The 14,782-nt window shown below is 71.5% G+C and carries 18 protein-coding genes; 13 read left to right on the top strand and 5 right to left on the bottom strand.

Annotated elements, in window-relative coordinates; genetic code table 11:
* The first annotated feature begins 16 nt into the window (after window positions 1–16).
* The 4 genes from ACULK4_RS04040 to ACULK4_RS04025 all read left to right on the top strand — a co-directional run bounded on the left by ACULK4_RS04040 (window position 17) and on the right by ACULK4_RS04025 (window position 3,021).
* The gene (locus tag ACULK4_RS04040) at window positions 17–754 is read left to right on the top strand and encodes an alpha/beta fold hydrolase (RefSeq protein ID WP_445965179.1); all 738 of its coding nucleotides are present in this window, start codon (window positions 17–19) and stop codon (window positions 752–754) included.
* A 179-nt stretch (window positions 755–933) separates the two neighbouring features.
* On the top strand, window positions 934–1,812 hold the full coding sequence (locus ACULK4_RS04035) for an RNA polymerase sigma-70 factor (RefSeq protein WP_445965178.1): 879 nt from the start codon (window positions 934–936) through the stop codon (window positions 1,810–1,812).
* Complete coding sequence (locus tag ACULK4_RS04030) at window positions 1,802–2,158, top strand: hypothetical protein (RefSeq protein ID WP_445965177.1); 357 nt, start codon at window positions 1,802–1,804, stop codon at window positions 2,156–2,158. The genes ACULK4_RS04035 and ACULK4_RS04030 overlap by 11 nt, the downstream gene beginning before the upstream one ends.
* A 98-nt stretch (window positions 2,159–2,256) precedes the next feature.
* Window positions 2,257–3,021, top strand: coding sequence for an SDR family oxidoreductase (locus tag ACULK4_RS04025; RefSeq protein ID WP_445965176.1), 765 nt, complete (start codon window positions 2,257–2,259; stop codon window positions 3,019–3,021).
* 293 nt (window positions 3,022–3,314) lie between these two features.
* Here ACULK4_RS04025 and ACULK4_RS04020 read toward each other — a convergent pair whose 3' ends face one another.
* Window positions 3,315–4,154, bottom strand: coding sequence for a helix-turn-helix transcriptional regulator (locus tag ACULK4_RS04020; protein WP_445965175.1), 840 nt, complete (start codon window positions 4,152–4,154; stop codon window positions 3,315–3,317).
* A 178-nt stretch (window positions 4,155–4,332) separates the two neighbouring features.
* On the opposite strand from ACULK4_RS04020, the gene ACULK4_RS04015 reads away from it, so the two are divergent.
* The 6 genes from ACULK4_RS04015 (at window position 4,333) to ACULK4_RS03990 (ending at window position 10,107) form a co-directional block, all read left to right on the top strand.
* Window positions 4,333–5,277 (top strand): SDR family oxidoreductase, encoded by a 945-nt coding sequence (locus tag ACULK4_RS04015; RefSeq protein WP_445965174.1) that lies wholly within the window; start codon window positions 4,333–4,335, stop codon window positions 5,275–5,277.
* A 54-nt stretch (window positions 5,278–5,331) separates the two neighbouring features.
* Complete coding sequence (locus tag ACULK4_RS04010; protein WP_501043355.1) at window positions 5,332–6,837, top strand: DUF222 domain-containing protein; 1,506 nt, start codon at window positions 5,332–5,334, stop codon at window positions 6,835–6,837.
* A 453-nt stretch (window positions 6,838–7,290) separates the two neighbouring features.
* On the top strand, window positions 7,291–7,869 hold the full coding sequence (locus ACULK4_RS04005) for a dihydrofolate reductase family protein (RefSeq protein WP_445965172.1): 579 nt from the start codon (window positions 7,291–7,293) through the stop codon (window positions 7,867–7,869).
* 13 nt (window positions 7,870–7,882) lie between these two features.
* Window positions 7,883–8,263, top strand: a complete 381-nt coding sequence (locus ACULK4_RS04000; RefSeq protein WP_445965171.1) for a YciI family protein — start codon at window positions 7,883–7,885, stop codon at window positions 8,261–8,263.
* Window positions 8,245–9,603, top strand: a complete 1,359-nt coding sequence (locus ACULK4_RS03995) for an RNA polymerase sigma factor (protein WP_445965170.1) — start codon at window positions 8,245–8,247, stop codon at window positions 9,601–9,603. Before ACULK4_RS04000 ends, ACULK4_RS03995 begins: the two co-directional genes overlap by 19 nt.
* A 108-nt stretch (window positions 9,604–9,711) precedes the next feature.
* Complete coding sequence (locus tag ACULK4_RS03990; RefSeq protein ID WP_445965169.1) at window positions 9,712–10,107, top strand: hypothetical protein; 396 nt, start codon at window positions 9,712–9,714, stop codon at window positions 10,105–10,107.
* A gap of 29 nt (window positions 10,108–10,136) precedes the next feature.
* Here ACULK4_RS03990 and ACULK4_RS03985 read toward each other — a convergent pair whose 3' ends face one another.
* Window positions 10,137–11,093, bottom strand: a complete 957-nt coding sequence (locus ACULK4_RS03985) for a helix-turn-helix transcriptional regulator (RefSeq protein WP_445965168.1) — start codon at window positions 11,091–11,093, stop codon at window positions 10,137–10,139.
* A gap of 67 nt (window positions 11,094–11,160) precedes the next feature.
* Here ACULK4_RS03985 and ACULK4_RS03980 point away from each other — a divergent pair, with 67 nt between their 5' ends.
* A complete protein-coding gene (locus ACULK4_RS03980; RefSeq protein ID WP_445965167.1) occupies window positions 11,161–12,303 on the top strand; it encodes an epoxide hydrolase family protein in 1,143 nt (380 codons plus the stop codon).
* Window positions 12,304–12,413: 110 nt separating this feature from the next.
* Here the strand turns inward: ACULK4_RS03980 and ACULK4_RS03975 are convergent, their stop codons facing one another.
* Window positions 12,414–12,686: a DUF1905 domain-containing protein gene (locus ACULK4_RS03975; RefSeq protein WP_445965166.1), complete on the bottom strand. Its 273-nt coding sequence runs from the start codon at window positions 12,684–12,686 to the stop codon at window positions 12,414–12,416.
* Between the two features lie 56 nt (window positions 12,687–12,742).
* On the opposite strand from ACULK4_RS03975, the gene ACULK4_RS03970 reads away from it, so the two are divergent.
* Window positions 12,743–13,189 (top strand): VOC family protein, encoded by a 447-nt coding sequence (locus tag ACULK4_RS03970; protein ID WP_445965165.1) that lies wholly within the window; start codon window positions 12,743–12,745, stop codon window positions 13,187–13,189.
* Window positions 13,190–13,217: 28 nt separating this feature from the next.
* On the opposite strand, the gene ACULK4_RS03965 is transcribed toward ACULK4_RS03970, so the two are convergent.
* Both ACULK4_RS03965 and ACULK4_RS03960 read right to left on the bottom strand, forming a co-directional pair.
* Complete coding sequence (locus tag ACULK4_RS03965; protein ID WP_445965164.1) at window positions 13,218–13,925, bottom strand: SGNH/GDSL hydrolase family protein; 708 nt, start codon at window positions 13,923–13,925, stop codon at window positions 13,218–13,220.
* A gap of 9 nt (window positions 13,926–13,934) precedes the next feature.
* Window positions 13,935–14,057 carry a hypothetical protein gene (locus tag ACULK4_RS03960; RefSeq protein ID WP_445965163.1) on the bottom strand — a complete coding sequence of 41 codons (123 nt, stop codon included), beginning with the start codon at window positions 14,055–14,057 and terminating at the stop codon, window positions 13,935–13,937.
* A 107-nt stretch (window positions 14,058–14,164) separates the two neighbouring features.
* Between ACULK4_RS03960 and ACULK4_RS03955 the strand changes: the two genes are divergently transcribed.
* Complete coding sequence (locus ACULK4_RS03955) at window positions 14,165–14,740, top strand: dienelactone hydrolase family protein (RefSeq protein ID WP_445965162.1); 576 nt, start codon at window positions 14,165–14,167, stop codon at window positions 14,738–14,740.
* Window positions 14,741–14,782: the final 42 nt, after the last annotated feature.

Raw genomic sequence — 14,782 nt, 5'->3', positions numbered from 1 at the left:
AGAGAAGGGAACCACCATGTCAGATCAGCAGCCGACCGTCGTGCTCGTGCACGGCGCCTTCGCCGAATCCGCGAGCTGGAACGGCGTCATCGAACGTCTCCAGACCGAGGGCGTCACCTCGGTCGCCGTCGCGAACCCGCTCCGCAGCCTCGCGGGCGACGCCGCCTACGTGCGCGACGTCATCGCCTCGATCGACGGGCCGGTCGTGCTCGTCGGCCACTCGTACGGCGGCATGGTGATCACCGAGGCATCTGCCGGCAACGACCGCGTCGCCGCGCTCGTCTACGCGTCGGCGTTCGTGCCCGACACCGGCGACAGCGCCTTCTCGCTCTCGGCGAGCGCACCCGGCTCGACGCTCGGCGAAGCCCTCGACGCGCACCCCGTCTCGACGGGCGGCGTCGAGTTCGCGATCCGGCGCGACCGGTTCCGCGAGCAGTTCGCCGCCGACGTCCCCGTGCCGGTGGCCGGCCTCATGGGCGCGACCCAGCGGCCCGCGACCGAGACCGCCCTGCGGGACGCCGTGCAGGCGGCGGTGCCGGGATGGCGCGAACGCCCGTCATGGCACGTGTTCGGGTCGGAGGACCGCAACATCCCCGTCGCCGTCTTCCGCGCCGGGGCCGAGAAGGCCGCATCGCGCGGCACCACCGAGATCACCGGTGCGTCGCACGCGATCTCCGTGTCGCAGGCCGAGGCGGTCGCGGACACCATCCTCGACGCCGTGCGCCGGGTGAGCGGGGCACGCGCCGCCGCGTGACCGACAGCCGCACCTCGGGCGTGCGGGGTTCGCTTCCGTACCTCGCGCGCCCGCGGCATCCGGAGTATCGTCCCGATCATCCGGGCGAATTCGCGAATCACCGTCACGTTCGTGCCGCCGACGTGGTCTCAGCTGCAGGGGCCGAACCCGGCCCCGTTCGCCGACCGACGGGAATCGACATGGATGGCACCCTCGACGCCGCGCTCGACGTCTTCCGCAGCGTGCGCCCGAGGCTCTTCGGCATCGCCTACCGCATGCTCGGCAGCGCCTCCGAAGCCGAGGACATCGTGCAGGACGCCTGGCTCCGATGGCAGGGCACCGACCGTTCGGTCGTGCAGGACCCGCCGGCGTTCCTCGCGACGGTCACCACGCGCCTCTCGATCAACGCGCTGCAGTCCGCGCGCGCCAGACGCGAGACCTACGTCGGGCCCTGGCTGCCCGAACCCGTCGACACCAGCAACGACCCGACGCTCGGGGCCGAGCGCGCCGAGGCCCTGGGGTTCGCCGTGCTCGTCATGCTCGAACGGCTCACGCCGACCGAACGGGCGGCATACGTGCTGCGCGAGGCGTTCGCCTACGGTTACCCGCAGATCTGCGAGATCGTTCAGGTGTCGGAGGCTGCCGCGCGACAACTCGTGAGCCGGGCGCGCAAGCACCTCGCCGGTGAGCGTCGGCGCGAGGTGACCCGGCAGGAACAACATCGGCTCCTCACGGCGTTCCTGGCCGCGGCGAAGACGGGCGACCTCGCAGCTCTCGAGCAGCTCTTCACCGAGGACGTCGTGTCGTACTCCGACGGCGGGGGCGTGGTGCGCGCCTCGAAGTTCCCGGTGGTCGGGCGCCTGCAGGTGGCGAAGTTCGTGCGTGCGTTCCACACGCACTTCTGGGAGGGCGTCGACATCGAGGAGACCGATGCCAACGGCCAGCCGTCCGTCATCCTCTCGAAGGAGGGGACGACGTTCGCCGTGGTGACCGTCGTCGCCACGGGGCACGCGATCGACGAGGTGCTGTGGATGATGAACCCGCACAAGCTCGGCGCCGTGACGCACCGTGCGGCCTGACACTGCCGCCGCCCGCCTGCTCCTCGCGCTCGATGCCCCCGACGACGTGACGATCGCGAACCTGCTCGACGCGGAGGTGCGGCTCACCATCGACACCGGCGATCCGACGGGCGGCCGGCGAATCGGACGCTCCCAGGTCGTCCGCGCACTCCAGGCGCAGATCGAGCGACAGCCGGATGCGGCCTTGCAGGTTGTCCACGTGAACGGCGCCCCCGGCGTCGCGATCCGCCGCCCGGACGGCGAGGTCTCGGGGCTCATCAGCCTGCGCACCGGATGGCGCGGATCGATCGTCGAACTCTGGCTGACCACCGCGCCCGTCAAGCTCGCGCGCTGGAACCGCTGCTGATCCCGCAGAGCTGTCACAGATGCGGAATCCGTCCGGTCAGAGCTGATGACGGCAGCGGAGACGCCGCAGCCGCTCGCGAAATCGGAAGGAACCCCGACATGAAGATCGTCGTCATCGGAGGCACCGGCCTCATCGGATCCAGGGTCGTCGAGCACCTCGTCGCCGACGGCCACGACGCGGTCGCGGCGTCGCCGAACTCGGGCGTGAACACGATCACGGGCGAAGGGCTGGCGGAAGCGCTCGTCGGCGCGGACGTGGTCGTCGACGTTTCGAACTCGCCCTCGTTCGCGGACGACGACGTGCTCGCGTTCTTCACGACCTCGACGCAGAACCTGCTCGCGGCCGAGCGCGATGCGGGCGTGGGGCACCACGTCGCCCTCTCGGTCGTGGGCGCCGATCAGCTTCCCTCGAGCGGCTACCTCCGCGCGAAGGTCGCGCAGGAGCAGCTCATCCACGAGTCGGGACGGCCGTACTCGATCGTCCGCGCCACCCAGTTCTACGAGTTCGTCGGCCGCATCGCCGATGAGGCGACCGTCAACGGCGTCGCCCGGCTCAGCACCGGGCTCATGCAACCCATCGCCGCCGCCGACGTGTCGGCCGAGGTCGCCCGCGTCGCCGCCGGCACGCCGGTCGACGGCATCATCGAGATCGGCGGCCCCGAGCGCCTGGCCATGGACGAACTGATCCGACGTGGTCTCGCCGCCAAGGGCGACACGCGCCCCGTCATCGGCGATGCCGAGGCGCCCTACTTCGGCGCGCGGCTGTCCGGTACCGAACTCGTGCCCGGCCCGGACGCGCAGCTGTCGACCACCTCGTTCGCCGACTGGCTCGCCGCGCAGCCGGCGGCGGCGACGCGACGCTGATGCCGACCCGGTACGAGCAATGGGCGGCGGCAGCCGCTCGCCGATCCTCCGTGGCGTCATGGCTCAGGTCAGCGGGCTGAGGTGTCCGCCGATCCATTCGGCGAGCGCGTCGAGTTCGACCTCGCCGGCGGCGACGGCTCGGAGGAAGCGGTTCGGTGGCCGCGACATCCGTCACCACCAGGTCGTGCCCGTTGAGCTCGAGGAACGCGACAGGTAGAGCCGCAGGACGAGTGCGCAGCCCCGGTGATCTCCATCGGGCCACGGTTCCGGGCGGATGGCACGGCGTGGGCCCGTCAGCCGAGGGCCTGCGCTCCGATGACCGACAGGAGGTTCAGCTTGTCGTGGCTCTCGCTGCCCGGAACGGCCGTGTAGACGAGCAGAGAGTGTGCTTGGTCGGGGTCGATCAGCCGCTGGCACGTCAGCTCGAGTGCGCCGACCTCCGGGTGGATGAAGTGCTTGACGTCGTGGGGGCGGATGCCGATCTCGTGATCGTCCCACACGCGTCGGAACTCCTCGCTCTGCGTCAGGAGCAGGTCGGCGAGGTGCGCAGCTCGCGAGTCCGGGCCCCGGAGCGTGACGATCTCGCGCAGACCGGAGGCGTACATTCGAGTGAGGAACGCATGCTCCTCCGGGGCGTGGCGTTCGCGAGCGGCGGGATCGGTGAACCACCGGTAGCCAGCGCTGCGGGCGGCCCCCGTGTACGTCGTGGTGTCGCCGGTGAGCGCCACGGCCATCGGGGTCTGTCGCAGCGTCTCGCCGAGCTCGGTGACGATCTCGGCGGGCGTGTCGTTGAGGCGGTCGAGGATGCGCAGCAGGCCGGGGCTGATATGTGCGCCGGCTCCGCCGCGGGCGGGCGGGTTCTGTCCGGCGAGGCGGAAGAGATGGTCGCGTTCGTCGAGCGAGAGATGCAGCCCCAGTGCGATCGACGCGAGCATCTGGCTCGACGGCTGGGGTCCGCGTTCCCGCTCCAGGCGGGAGTAGTAGTCGGTCGACATGTGGCACAGCGTCGCGATCTCCTCGCGACGCAGCCCGTTGGTCCTTCTGCGGGGGCCCCGTCGGAGGCCGACATCCTCCGGCTGCAGCGCCTCTCGACGGCTTCGGAGGAACTCCGCCAACCCGGCGCGATCGATCATGCCAACCCTCATCTCGCACTGCTGCTTCGTTTCTACCCTGCCGGCTCGACCGTATCCACGGATCGCCCATCCCACCCTGCGGCTGAAGGGGGGCCTCGCGAGCCGGGGATCGGGAGTCACTGGTTGACCCGACGGGATCAGGCGACCGTGGACTCACCGACGAACGAGGAGGAGACCGATGCCACGAGGAACGAACGACATCGCAATTCCCGACCTGGCCGGAACGCGCGCGCTCGTCACCGGCGCCAGCGACGGAATGGGCCTGGGGATCGCCGAGCGGCTCGCCGCCGCGGGCGCCGAGGTGATCCTGCCGGTCCGCAACCCCCGGAAGGGCGAGAATGCGATCGCGCGGATCCGCCGGAGCGTTCCGGCCGCCGACGTCTCACTGCGCAGCCTCGACCTGTCGTCGCTGGATTCGATCGCCGCACTCGGAGACACCCTCCGCGGGGAGGGACACCCGATCCACCTCCTCGTCAACAATGCCGGCGTCATGACACCGCCGCACCGGCAGGTCACCGCGGACGGCTTCGAACTGCAGTTCGGCACCAATCATCTCGGCCACTTCGCGCTGGTGGCGCGCCTGCTCCCCCTGCTGCAGGCGGGACGCGCCCGCGTGACGTCGCAGGTCAGCATCGCCGCGCGCCGTGGTGTCATCAACTGGGACGACCTGAACTGGGAAGGCAGCTACGACGGGCAGCGCGCCTACAGCCAATCCAAGATCGCGTTCGGGCTGTTCGGCCTCGAGCTCGACCGTCGCAGCCGCGCCGAAGGGTGGGGCATCACCAGCAATCTCTCTCATCCAGGGGTCGCCCCCACCAACCTCCTCGCCGCCCGTCCCGAGCTCGACCGCAACGAGGACACCCGTGCGATCGGGCTGATCCGCGCGCTCTCCGCTCGCGGAATCCTGGCCGGCACCGTCGAGACCGCGGGACTGCCCGCGCTGATGGCCGCCACCGATCCCGCAGCCGAGCGCGGCGCGCTCTACGGGCCGCGCGGGCTCGGCCATCTCGGCGGGCCCCCTGCCGAACAGCGGCTCTACCCGCCGCTGCGCAACACCGATGACGCGACGCGGATCTGGCGGATCTCCGAGCGGCTCACCGAGACGGCGTTCGTCACCACCTGACCGTCCACGCCGTCGCGGGGGCGATGACGACTGCTCCTCCACAGGGCACGATCCATGCAATCGTTCCACAGCAAAATAGCTGATCATTGGCGATTTCCGCTGCGATCGGATGTCGGTGGGTGGGTGCAGGATCGAAGCATGGAACAGACCCCGCGACTCGAGCAGCCGGCGCATCCGGCGCTGGGCGCGTTGGTCGCGATCGAGCGCGATGTGGCTGCGCTGTGCGAGGCGTGGGCTCGTGCGATGCCGGGGTGGGGCGCTGACGGCGGGGCGGTTCAGGTCGACGTGGAACGGATGAGCGATCCGGGGCTGATTCAGGTCATCGATGCGGTCGCGAAGGTGCGGCGCGATGCCGACGCCGTCCTGGCCAGGGTCGCTGCCGAGGTGGTGAAACGGTCCGGGCCGGAGTTCGGTGAGATCGGGTTGGCGAAGGCGCAGGGGTTCCACAATCCGGTGCGTCTCATTGCGGCGTCCACCGGAGCGTCGCGCGCCGACGCGGCACGGTTGATCGCCGTCGGTGACGCCATCGCCGAGCGGCAGACGTTCAGCGGTGTGCGGCTGCCGTCGCGGCATCCGCACGTCGCTGCTGCTCTCGAGACTGCGACGGTCAGCATCGAGGCGGCATCCGCGATCACCGCCATGCTCGAGCGCGTGGCACTCCGTGCCGACCCGGGCAGGGTCGCGGTCGTCGAAGGGGCGCTGGTCGATCTGGCAGCGCGGGTGCCGCTCGAAACGCTCATTCGCGGTGTGCGCGAGGCGGAGGCGCGGCTCGATCCCGACGGGGTCGAGCCCCGCGAAGACGAGCTGCGCATGGAGCGGTCGCTGACGATGCGTGAAGACGGCCGCGGCATGGTGCACCTGCATGCGCGCCTCGACCCCGAGAGCGCCGCCCCGGTGAAGGCGGCGATCGAGGCGGTCGTCAGCGATGCGCTGCGTCGACGTGAGCCCGGAGAACTCGCGCCCGTCGTGGAGGACCGACGGTCGATCCCGCAGATCCAGGCCGACGCGCTCGCCGCGCTCGCCCGCCACACGCTCGGCTGCACCCAGACGCTCACCCCGCTCGCGAAGACCACGGTCGTCGTGCGCGTCGACCTCGACACGCTCGTCAGCGAACTCGGGCACGCCAGCATCGACGGCCTCGACCAACCCATCTCCGCCGCCACCGCGCGGCGCATGGCCGCCGACGCCGAACTCATCCCCGCCGTGCTCGGCGGCGACAGCCTCCCCCTCGACCTCGGACGCTCCGCACGCCTGTTCACGAAGGCGCAACGGCTCGCGCTCGGCGAGCGCGACGGCGGCTGCGCCTCCTGCGGCCAGAACATCGCCTACGTCGAAGCGCACCACATCGCCTGGTGGGAACGAGACACCGGCCCGACCGATCTCTCGAACGGCGTCATGCTCTGCAGCTTCTGCCACCACATGATCCACCGCGACGGGTGGAAGATCCTCGCGAGCCCGAACGAAGTCTGGTTCATCCCGCCACCGCACATCGACCCGGCACAGGTCCCCCGACTCGGCGGCCGGGCACGATTCGAACTGCGTGAAGACAAGGCGGCGTGACTCCGTACGCCCGTACGCCCGTATGCCCGCGTACGCGCACACCCGCACACGCGTACGCCCACATGCCCGTCCGCCCGTACGCCCGTACGCGCCCGTACGCCCACATGCCCGTACGCCCGTACGCCCGTACGCCCGTATGCGCACATGCCCCTACGCCCGTGCGCGGGCCGTGACGCGGCGCACGGTCAGGGGGGACCCCCGAGCAGCCCAGAGCAGAGCCACGACCGATTCCCCGGCAGTGCGCCGTCCGCCTGACTATCCGGAAGCGTCGTTCCCGCCTGCCGCCACGAAGGTCGCCTGCCCGTCGACCACGAAGCACGATGCTCGCTGCGCCGGATCGCGCCACGACGGCTGCGGCCGAACGCCGAAATCGCGCAGCTGTCGATTCCGCCCGGGCTCGATCGTTCATCACCTGACAGGCCGCACTCGGTGGCCGTGGAACGGAGCGAAACGATGGCCACCATCACCGTGTTCGAGAGCGTCACGCTCGACGGCGTCATGCAGGCGCCGGGCCGGCCCGACGAGGACACCCGAGGCGGCTTCGCCGACGGCGGCTGGGCAGCGCCGTACCAGGACGAGGTCGCCGTGCGGTTCGCCGCCGACGACATGGGACAGGGCGGCGCGATGCTGTTCGGCCGCCGCACCTTTGACGACGTGCTCGGGTTCTGGACGTCGGCGCCCGAGCCGAACCCGTTCACCCAGGTGCTCGTCGACGCGCAGAAGTACGTGGTGTCGCGTCAGCGCGACATCCGTCTCGCCCACCCGAACTCGACGCCGCTCATCGGCGAAGCCGTCGACACCGTCGCCGCGCTCCGACGCGACGTGGAGGGCGGCATCACCGTGCTCGGCAGCGGCGAACTGGTGCGTGCCCTCCTCGCGGCCCGGCTCGTAGACGAGATGGTGCTGCTGCAGCATCCGCTCGTGCTCGGAACCGGCACGAAGCTGTTCGGCGCAGACCGCGCCGCGCTCGACCTGCAGCGCGCCATCCCGACCACGACCGGTGTGATCATCGGCCAGTACGCTGTGCGGTGAGCGGGGGTTCACGATGCGTTACACGCTGCTGCTGCACTACTCAGAAGCGTCGCCCGAGTCGCTCGGCGACGAGGCCATCGCCGAGGGCATGCGACGGATGGCGGCCTACGCGGCCACGCTGCACGACGCCGGAGTGCTGCTCGGCGCCGAGGTCCTGCAGCCGAGCGAGGCCACCACGACCCTGCGCCGGGGCACCGATCGGCTCCAGGTGCAGGACGGCCCGCTCGTCGACGCCAAGGAGCAACTCGGCGGCACCATCGTCATCGACGTGGCCGACCTCGATGCCGCGATCGAGTGGGCGTCGCAGGCGCCCGCGCTCGACTGGGGCGGGGCGGTCGAGGTCCGGCCCGGCGCCGTGCACACCGTCGCCGGGTCGTGGGTGCCCAACCGGTGACGGATGCCGCAGGCCCGGCCGCGGGCGACGCCACGGGTTCGGCCACGGGCGACGCTTCGGGCCCGGCCTCGGGCGACGCTTCGGGCCCGGCAGCGGGCGGCACCGCAGGCGCGCCCGACCGCGCGAACGCGTACGCCGCCGCGGCCCACGCCGCCCGCGAGTCGTACGCGCGGCTCGTCGCCGTGCTCGCTGCGAGCACCGGCGACCTCGCACTCGCCGAGGACGCGCTCGCCGACGCGTTCACCGCCGCCCTCGGACACTGGCCGGCGAGCGGCATCCCCGACAACCCGGAGGGCTGGCTGATCACCGTGGCTCGCAACCGGCAGCGCGATGTCTGGAAGTCGGCGGCGGCACGGAGGAGCACCCCGCTCGACCCGGCGGCGGAGATCGCTGCGGCGGACGACGCCGGCGGTGACCTCGCCGACCCGTTCGGCGCGGTCGACCCGCTCCGCATCCCCGACAAGCGGCTCGAGCTGTGCTTCACCTGCGCGCACCCGGCGATCGACCCGGCGGCGCGCACTCCGCTGATCCTGCAGGTCGCGCTCGGCTTCGACGCCGCGCAGATCGCCGCCGCATACGCCGTGCCCACTGCGACCATGGCGCAGCGACTGACCCGGGCGAAACGGCGCATCGCGCGCGCCCGCATCCCGTTCGTCGTGCCCGACCGTCGCGACATGCCCGAGCGGCTTCCGGCCGTGCTCGAGGCGGTGTACGGCTGCGCGGCGATCACCTGGCGCGACGACGCCGACTCGCTCGCTGGCGAAGCGCGTCATCTCGCAGTGACCCTCGCGCGCCTCCTCGAGCGCGAATCCGAGGCGTGGGCGCTCGCCGCGCTCGTGACCCTCTCGCTCGCGCGGCGCCACTCGGGGCCGTACGTCCCGCTCGAGGAGCAGCCCCCTGCATCTTGGGACGACCAGCTGATCGACGAGGGCGAGGCCCACCTGCGGCGGGCGGCTGCGCTTCGCGGCTCGGCCGCGCCGGGGCGATTCGAGCTCGAAGCCGCCATCCAAGCCGTGCACGTCGACCGCCGCCGCACCGGCACGGTCGACTGGGCCGCGATCCGCACCCTCTACTCGGCGCTGCTCGCGGTCGCGCCGAGCATCGGCGCGCAGGTCGCCGCCGCGGCCGTCATCGGGCGAACGGATGGCGCGGCCGCCGGTCTCGCAGCCCTTCCGCCCGGCGGCGAGGCGTTCCAGCCGTGGTGGGCGACGCGCGCCGAGCTGCTGCGTCGCGCCGGGCGCGACGCGGAGGCGGAGGTCGCGTACTCCCGCGCGATCGAACTCGCTCGCGAACCCGAGCTGCGTACGTTCCTCGAGAGCAGGCGGGGCCTGACCGGCTGACGCGGCGTGTCGTGAATGAGCTCCCGGACGATCCTCCGGAGTCGCCGACGCGTTGACGCGCCGCGGGCGCGGGCGTAGACCTGAGGGATCCGAGAAGGAGGTGCCGACATGGCGAAGGATCTCTTCGTCACCCTCACGGACCAGCCCGGCGAGGGAGCTCGGCTCGGCGAGGCGCTCGGCAACGCGGGGGTCAACATCGAAGGGCTCTGCGCGCTCATGGAGGGCGGAACGGCCAACGTCCACGTGCTCGTCGATGACGTCGCGACCGCCAGGGCGGCGCTCGAGGGCGCGGGCATCGTGGTCCAGGCCGAGACCGACGTCATCGTCAGCCCGGCGCTCCCCGAGCCCGACGTGGACACACCTGGCAGGTTCGGCCAGATGGCGCGCGCGCTCTCCGACGCCGGGATCAACATCACGCTCGTGTACGTGGCCTCCAGGAACCGCGTCGTCCTCGCGACGAGCGACAACGAGCGGGCCACGCAGCTCCTGAAGTCGATGATGTAGCGCGCCGAGGTGACCACGACGGCGGTATCTCAGCCGCCGTCCGCCGCCCGGCGGTAGCGGTCGGCGTAGACGCGCAGCAGGTCGCGCAGCTCGGGCGGCGATTCGACCGTGAAGTCCATCCCGAGCATGCCGATGTACGCGGCGATCGTGTCCAGGCTGTCGGCGCCCGTGAGGAGCATCGACTCATCGGCCGAGACCTCCTCGACGATGCCGACGGCCGGGTGGATCCGATCGAGCACCTTGGCTGCCGCCGCCTCGATCCGCAGGCGCGCGTGCACGTTCCATCCGCTCACCGCGACCTGGCGCATGGTGAACGCGGTGTAGTCGCCGCCGGGCACCCGCCGCGGCTCGAACCGCCGCCGGGTCGGCATGCGCGGACGCATGCGGTCGGCGCGGAAGACGTCCCACTCCCCGGACTCGGGATCGCGTGCGACGAGGTACCACCGCCGCGACCAGGCGAGCAGCCGGTAGGGCTCGACGAGCCGTGGCACGTCGTCGTAGTCGAAGCGCAGCCACTCGACCGAGCGGATGGCGGTGGCGATCGCGCGGAGCACGTCGGGGTCGACCTCGGGGTCGGGGGCATCCGTGTCGGTGTTCTCGGGCGCGCGATCGATGGCGCTCGCGACGGCCTCGACCGTCGGCCGCAGGCGGGCCGGCAGCACCTGCTCGAGCTTGGCGAGCGCGCGCCGGCTGGACTCGCCGACACCCGCGACGCCGGTCGCCGCGCGCAGGCCGATCGCCACGGCGACGGCCTCCTCGTCGTCGAGGAGCAGCGGCGGCAGGCGCCCGCCCGCGCCGAGCCGGTAGCCGCCGATCGAACCGCGGGTCGCCTCGACGGGATAGTCGAGCGCTCGGAGTCGCTCGACGTCGTTGCGGATCGTGCGGGTCGTGACGCCGAGCCGCTCGGCGAGCTCCGGACCCGACCACGCGGGGCGCGACTGCAGCAGGCCGAGCAGGGCCAGCAGGCGGCCCGCGGTGTCGGTCACGAGCGCCTCCAGCGAAGTTCACTCATCAGGAACGATCCTTTCCGCTATCGACCGTACCGTCGGAGACATGAACACCACCACCGCACATCAGACCGACATCCGCCCCTTCACCATCGCCGTGCCGCAGGCCGACCTCGACGACCTGGCCGACCGCCTCGCCCGCACCCGACTGCCCCAGCCCGCGCCCGCCGACGACTGGACCACCGGCACCCCGAACCACTACCTGCAGGGCGCCGTCGAGCAGTGGAAGTCCTTCGACTGGCGCGCCGTCGAGGCGCGCATCAACGCCGTGCCGCACTTCATCACCGAGGTCGACGGGCAGCCGATCCACTTCATCCACGTCGTCTCGCCGCACCCCGAGGCGACTCCGCTGCTGCTCGCGCACACCTACCCCGGGTCATCCGTCGACTACCTCGACCTCATCGACCGCCTCGTCGACCCGGTCGCGCACGGCGGCCGGGCCGAGGACGCGTTCACGCTCGTGATCCCGGATGCCCCGGGCTTCGGCTTCTCGAACCCGGTGAGTGAATCGGGCTGGAACATCCGGCGGGTCGCCCGCGCGTACGACACGCTCATGCGCCGCCTCGGCTACGAGCGCTACGGCGTGCACGGCTCCGACAACGGCGCGCTCGTCGCCCGCGAGCTCGGCCTGCTCGAGCCCGAGGGCTTCCTCGGCCTGCACGTGCTGCAGCTGTTCTCGTTCCCGTCGGGCGACCCGAGCGAGTTCGAGCACCTCGAGCCGGCCGACTACGCGGGCCTCGAGCACATGCAGTGGTTCCAGAAGGTCGGCGGCTACAACACCATGAACGCGTCGCGCCCGCAGACCATCGCGGCCGCGCTCAGCGACTCGCCCGTCGGGCTGCTCGCGTACAGCGAGCTGTTCGAGTCGTTCGGCAACGGCACCTCGAAGGTGCCGCTCGACGCGATCCTCACCGCGGTGAGCATCGCCTGGTTCACCAACTCGGCGGCCGGCATGAGCCGCGCCTACTACGAGAACGCGCAGGACGAGCCGGAGCCCGCAGTCAACCACGCACCGACGGGCGTCGCCGTGTTCGCCGACGACTTCCAGACCATCAAGGTGTTCGCCGAGCGCGACAACGACGCCATCGTGCACTGGAGCCGGTTCCCCGAGGGCGGGCACTTCGCCGCGCTCGAGGTGCCCGACGCGGTCGCGGGCGACATCGCGGCGTTCTTCGCGTCGCGGCGCTGAGGTGCGGCGCTCCGGCCCGCCTGAAGAGGACGCGTTCGCCCGGTCGGCCCGGGCGGGCGCGTCCTCGTCACATGCGGCGCCCGAGATCGACGGAGCCGAACGCCGGCGAGCTATCGCTTGGTGATCGTGACCTCGACCGGGTCGCCGATGTCCTTGCCGAGCGCCTTCCGCACCGTCGCGCTCAGGGACACCATGTGGCCGCCCGTTCCGGTCACCATCGCGCCGACGTTCTCGAGACGGAGGTCGTCGATGCTCGCGTCGACTCGGACCGTCTTCCCGGTGCCGAAGAACTCTGCGGAGTCGGGGATCTCGACGCAGCTCCACGTCTCGCCCTTGACCTCGACACCGATCGTCGTCTGGAAGCTCAGCCGGTCCGCACCCATGCCGACAGCGTATTTCAGGGCGCACGCTCGTCGGAGGCCCGTCCTAGGGTCGACCCATGACCATCCAACGCATGGACAACGTCGCCATCGTCGTCGACGACCTCGACGCCGCGATCGCCTTCTTCAGCGAGCTCGGCCTCGAGCTCGAGCCCGAGGGCCGCGCGCACATCGAGGGGGCCTTCGCCGACCAGACCGTCGGGCTCGACGGCATCCGCAGCGAGATCGCGATGATGCGCACGCCCGACGGCCACGGCCGGCTCGAACTCACGAAGTACCACCACCCCGCGGCATCCGCCACATCACCGGCGGCGCTGCCACCCAACACGCTGGGGCTGCACCGGATCATGTTCGCCGTCGACGACCTCGACGACACCCTCGCCCGCCTGCGCCCGCACGGGGCCGAGCTGCTGCGCGACGTCGCGAACTACGAGGGCGTGTACCGGCTCTGCTACCTGCGTGGACCGGCGGGGATCATCGTCGCGCTGGCGGAGCAGGTCGGCTGAGGGCTGCTCGCGCTGCTCGCGCCTCGCGTCAGCCCTCGCGCCCGTCCCGCAACTCGCGCAACTCCGCCGCGATCGCCTCGCCGAGCACCCGCGCACCATCCGGCGACGGATGCAGCCCGTCGGAACTCATTCCCTCGCGATAGCTCCCGTCGGTGGTGCGCAGGCCCGCGGATGCGTCGACGAACCGCCAGCCCCGATCGTCCGCCAGGTCGTCGAGGCGTTCGTTGTAGTCCTCTACGCCGTCGGGGAACGCGTCCATCGGCGGAATCGAGACGACGACGACGTCCTCGATGCCCACGACGTCGACGATCCGTTCGAGGTTCGCGGCGGACTCGCCGAACGGGAAGCCGAACGCCACGTCGTTGGTGCCGGCGAGCACCACGAGGACGTCGGCCTCGATCGGTCCGACCGCGTCGGCCATCTGCTCCGTCGTCGCACCCCACTCCGCCCAGCCGCCCGCGAACGCGAAGCCGTCCGCCACGACGTACGTCGCCCACGACGCCGCGCCGAAGTCGCCTGCCGGGTAGTCGGGGCTGTCGGCGTCGGTGATCGAGTCGCCGACGGCGGCGAAGGTGCCGTGAGCGGCGGCGACGGATGCCTCGGGCGACCCGGTGCCGTCGGCGGGCCCCGGTGCGGAGCATCCGACGATCACGCTCGCGCATGCCGCGACGGCGAGCGCGGCGCCGACGCGGCGCGCGACCGCGCCGACTGCGGCTGCTGCTGCGTGCCCGCGCATGGGGCCAGTCTAGGAATCGGATGCCGGCGCGTCGCGCGCACCGCCGTCGCGGCTCTGCCGGCGGCATCCCTCGCTCGTGTCGAGCCGAAGCACGTCGCGCAGGCCGAAACACGCGAGCAGCCAGCGAGCCATCCTCCCTTCTCCACAGGCACGATGTCGACCGGTCGACAGGTTCGGATGGACCGAGTAGCTTTCGATCGATCGCAATCGGAGATCATTCACCGGACGAGGGGATCACGATGGCTGAGGTACTGCTCTTCCACCACGCACTGGGCCCGACCGCCGGCCTGCGCGCCTTCGCGAATGAGCTGCGAGATGCGGGCCACACGGTACACGCGCCCGACCTGTTCGAGGGGCGCACCTTCGACTCGATCGAGGCCGGTGTCGGCTACGCGAACGAGGTGGGCTGGGGCGAGATCATGGCCCGCGGCGAGCGCGCGGCCGAGGCGCTGCCGAACGAGCTCGTCTACGCGGGGTTCTCGCTCGGCGTCGTTCCCGCGCAGAAGCTCGCGCAGACCCGTCCCGGCGCGCGCGGCGCGCTGTTCTTCTCCTCGTGCATTCCGACCTCGGAGTTCGGCGCGTGGCCGGCCGATCTCCCTGCGCAGATCCACGGGATGGATGCCGACCCGATCTTCATGGCGGAAGGCGACGTCGATGCCGCCCGCGAGCTCGTCGAGGCGGCCGACGATGCCGAGCTCTTCCTCTATCCCGGCGACGAGCACTTCTTCGCCGACTCCGGCCTGCCGGGCTACGACGCCGACGCGACGAAGCTCCTCACCCAGCGCGTGCTCGAGTTCCTCGCGCGGGTCGGCTGACGCGGCTCCTCGTGCTTCACACGCCTGAACGATGCCGTGACG

Source organism: Agromyces selenitireducens (genome assembly GCF_052748465.2).
Note: the sequence above shows the minus strand (reverse complement) of the source record. Positions and strands in the feature narration are given on the sequence as shown.

Coding starts and splice junctions, on each gene's coding strand:
- ACULK4_RS04040 (WP_445965179.1), top strand. CDS start 17: ATGTCAGATCAGCAGCCGACCGTCGTGCTCGTGCACGGCGCCTTCGCC.
- ACULK4_RS04035 (WP_445965178.1), top strand. CDS start 934: ATGGATGGCACCCTCGACGCCGCGCTCGACGTCTTCCGCAGCGTGCGC.
- ACULK4_RS04025 (WP_445965176.1), top strand. CDS start 2,257: ATGAAGATCGTCGTCATCGGAGGCACCGGCCTCATCGGATCCAGGGTC.
- ACULK4_RS04020 (WP_445965175.1), bottom strand. CDS start 4,154: ATGATCGATCGCGCCGGGTTGGCGGAGTTCCTCCGAAGCCGTCGAGAG.
- ACULK4_RS04015 (WP_445965174.1), top strand. CDS start 4,333: ATGCCACGAGGAACGAACGACATCGCAATTCCCGACCTGGCCGGAACG.
- ACULK4_RS04010 (WP_501043355.1), top strand. CDS start 5,332: ATGCAATCGTTCCACAGCAAAATAGCTGATCATTGGCGATTTCCGCTG.
- ACULK4_RS04005 (WP_445965172.1), top strand. CDS start 7,291: ATGGCCACCATCACCGTGTTCGAGAGCGTCACGCTCGACGGCGTCATG.
- ACULK4_RS04000 (WP_445965171.1), top strand. CDS start 7,883: ATGCGTTACACGCTGCTGCTGCACTACTCAGAAGCGTCGCCCGAGTCG.
- ACULK4_RS03990 (WP_445965169.1), top strand. CDS start 9,712: ATGGCGAAGGATCTCTTCGTCACCCTCACGGACCAGCCCGGCGAGGGA.
- ACULK4_RS03980 (WP_445965167.1), top strand. CDS start 11,161: ATGAACACCACCACCGCACATCAGACCGACATCCGCCCCTTCACCATC.
- ACULK4_RS03975 (WP_445965166.1), bottom strand. CDS start 12,686: ATGGGTGCGGACCGGCTGAGCTTCCAGACGACGATCGGTGTCGAGGTC.
- ACULK4_RS03970 (WP_445965165.1), top strand. CDS start 12,743: ATGACCATCCAACGCATGGACAACGTCGCCATCGTCGTCGACGACCTC.
- ACULK4_RS03965 (WP_445965164.1), bottom strand. CDS start 13,925: ATGCGCGGGCACGCAGCAGCAGCCGCAGTCGGCGCGGTCGCGCGCCGC.
- ACULK4_RS03960 (WP_445965163.1), bottom strand. CDS start 14,057: ATGGCTCGCTGGCTGCTCGCGTGTTTCGGCCTGCGCGACGTGCTTCGG.
- ACULK4_RS03955 (WP_445965162.1), top strand. CDS start 14,165: ATGGCTGAGGTACTGCTCTTCCACCACGCACTGGGCCCGACCGCCGGC.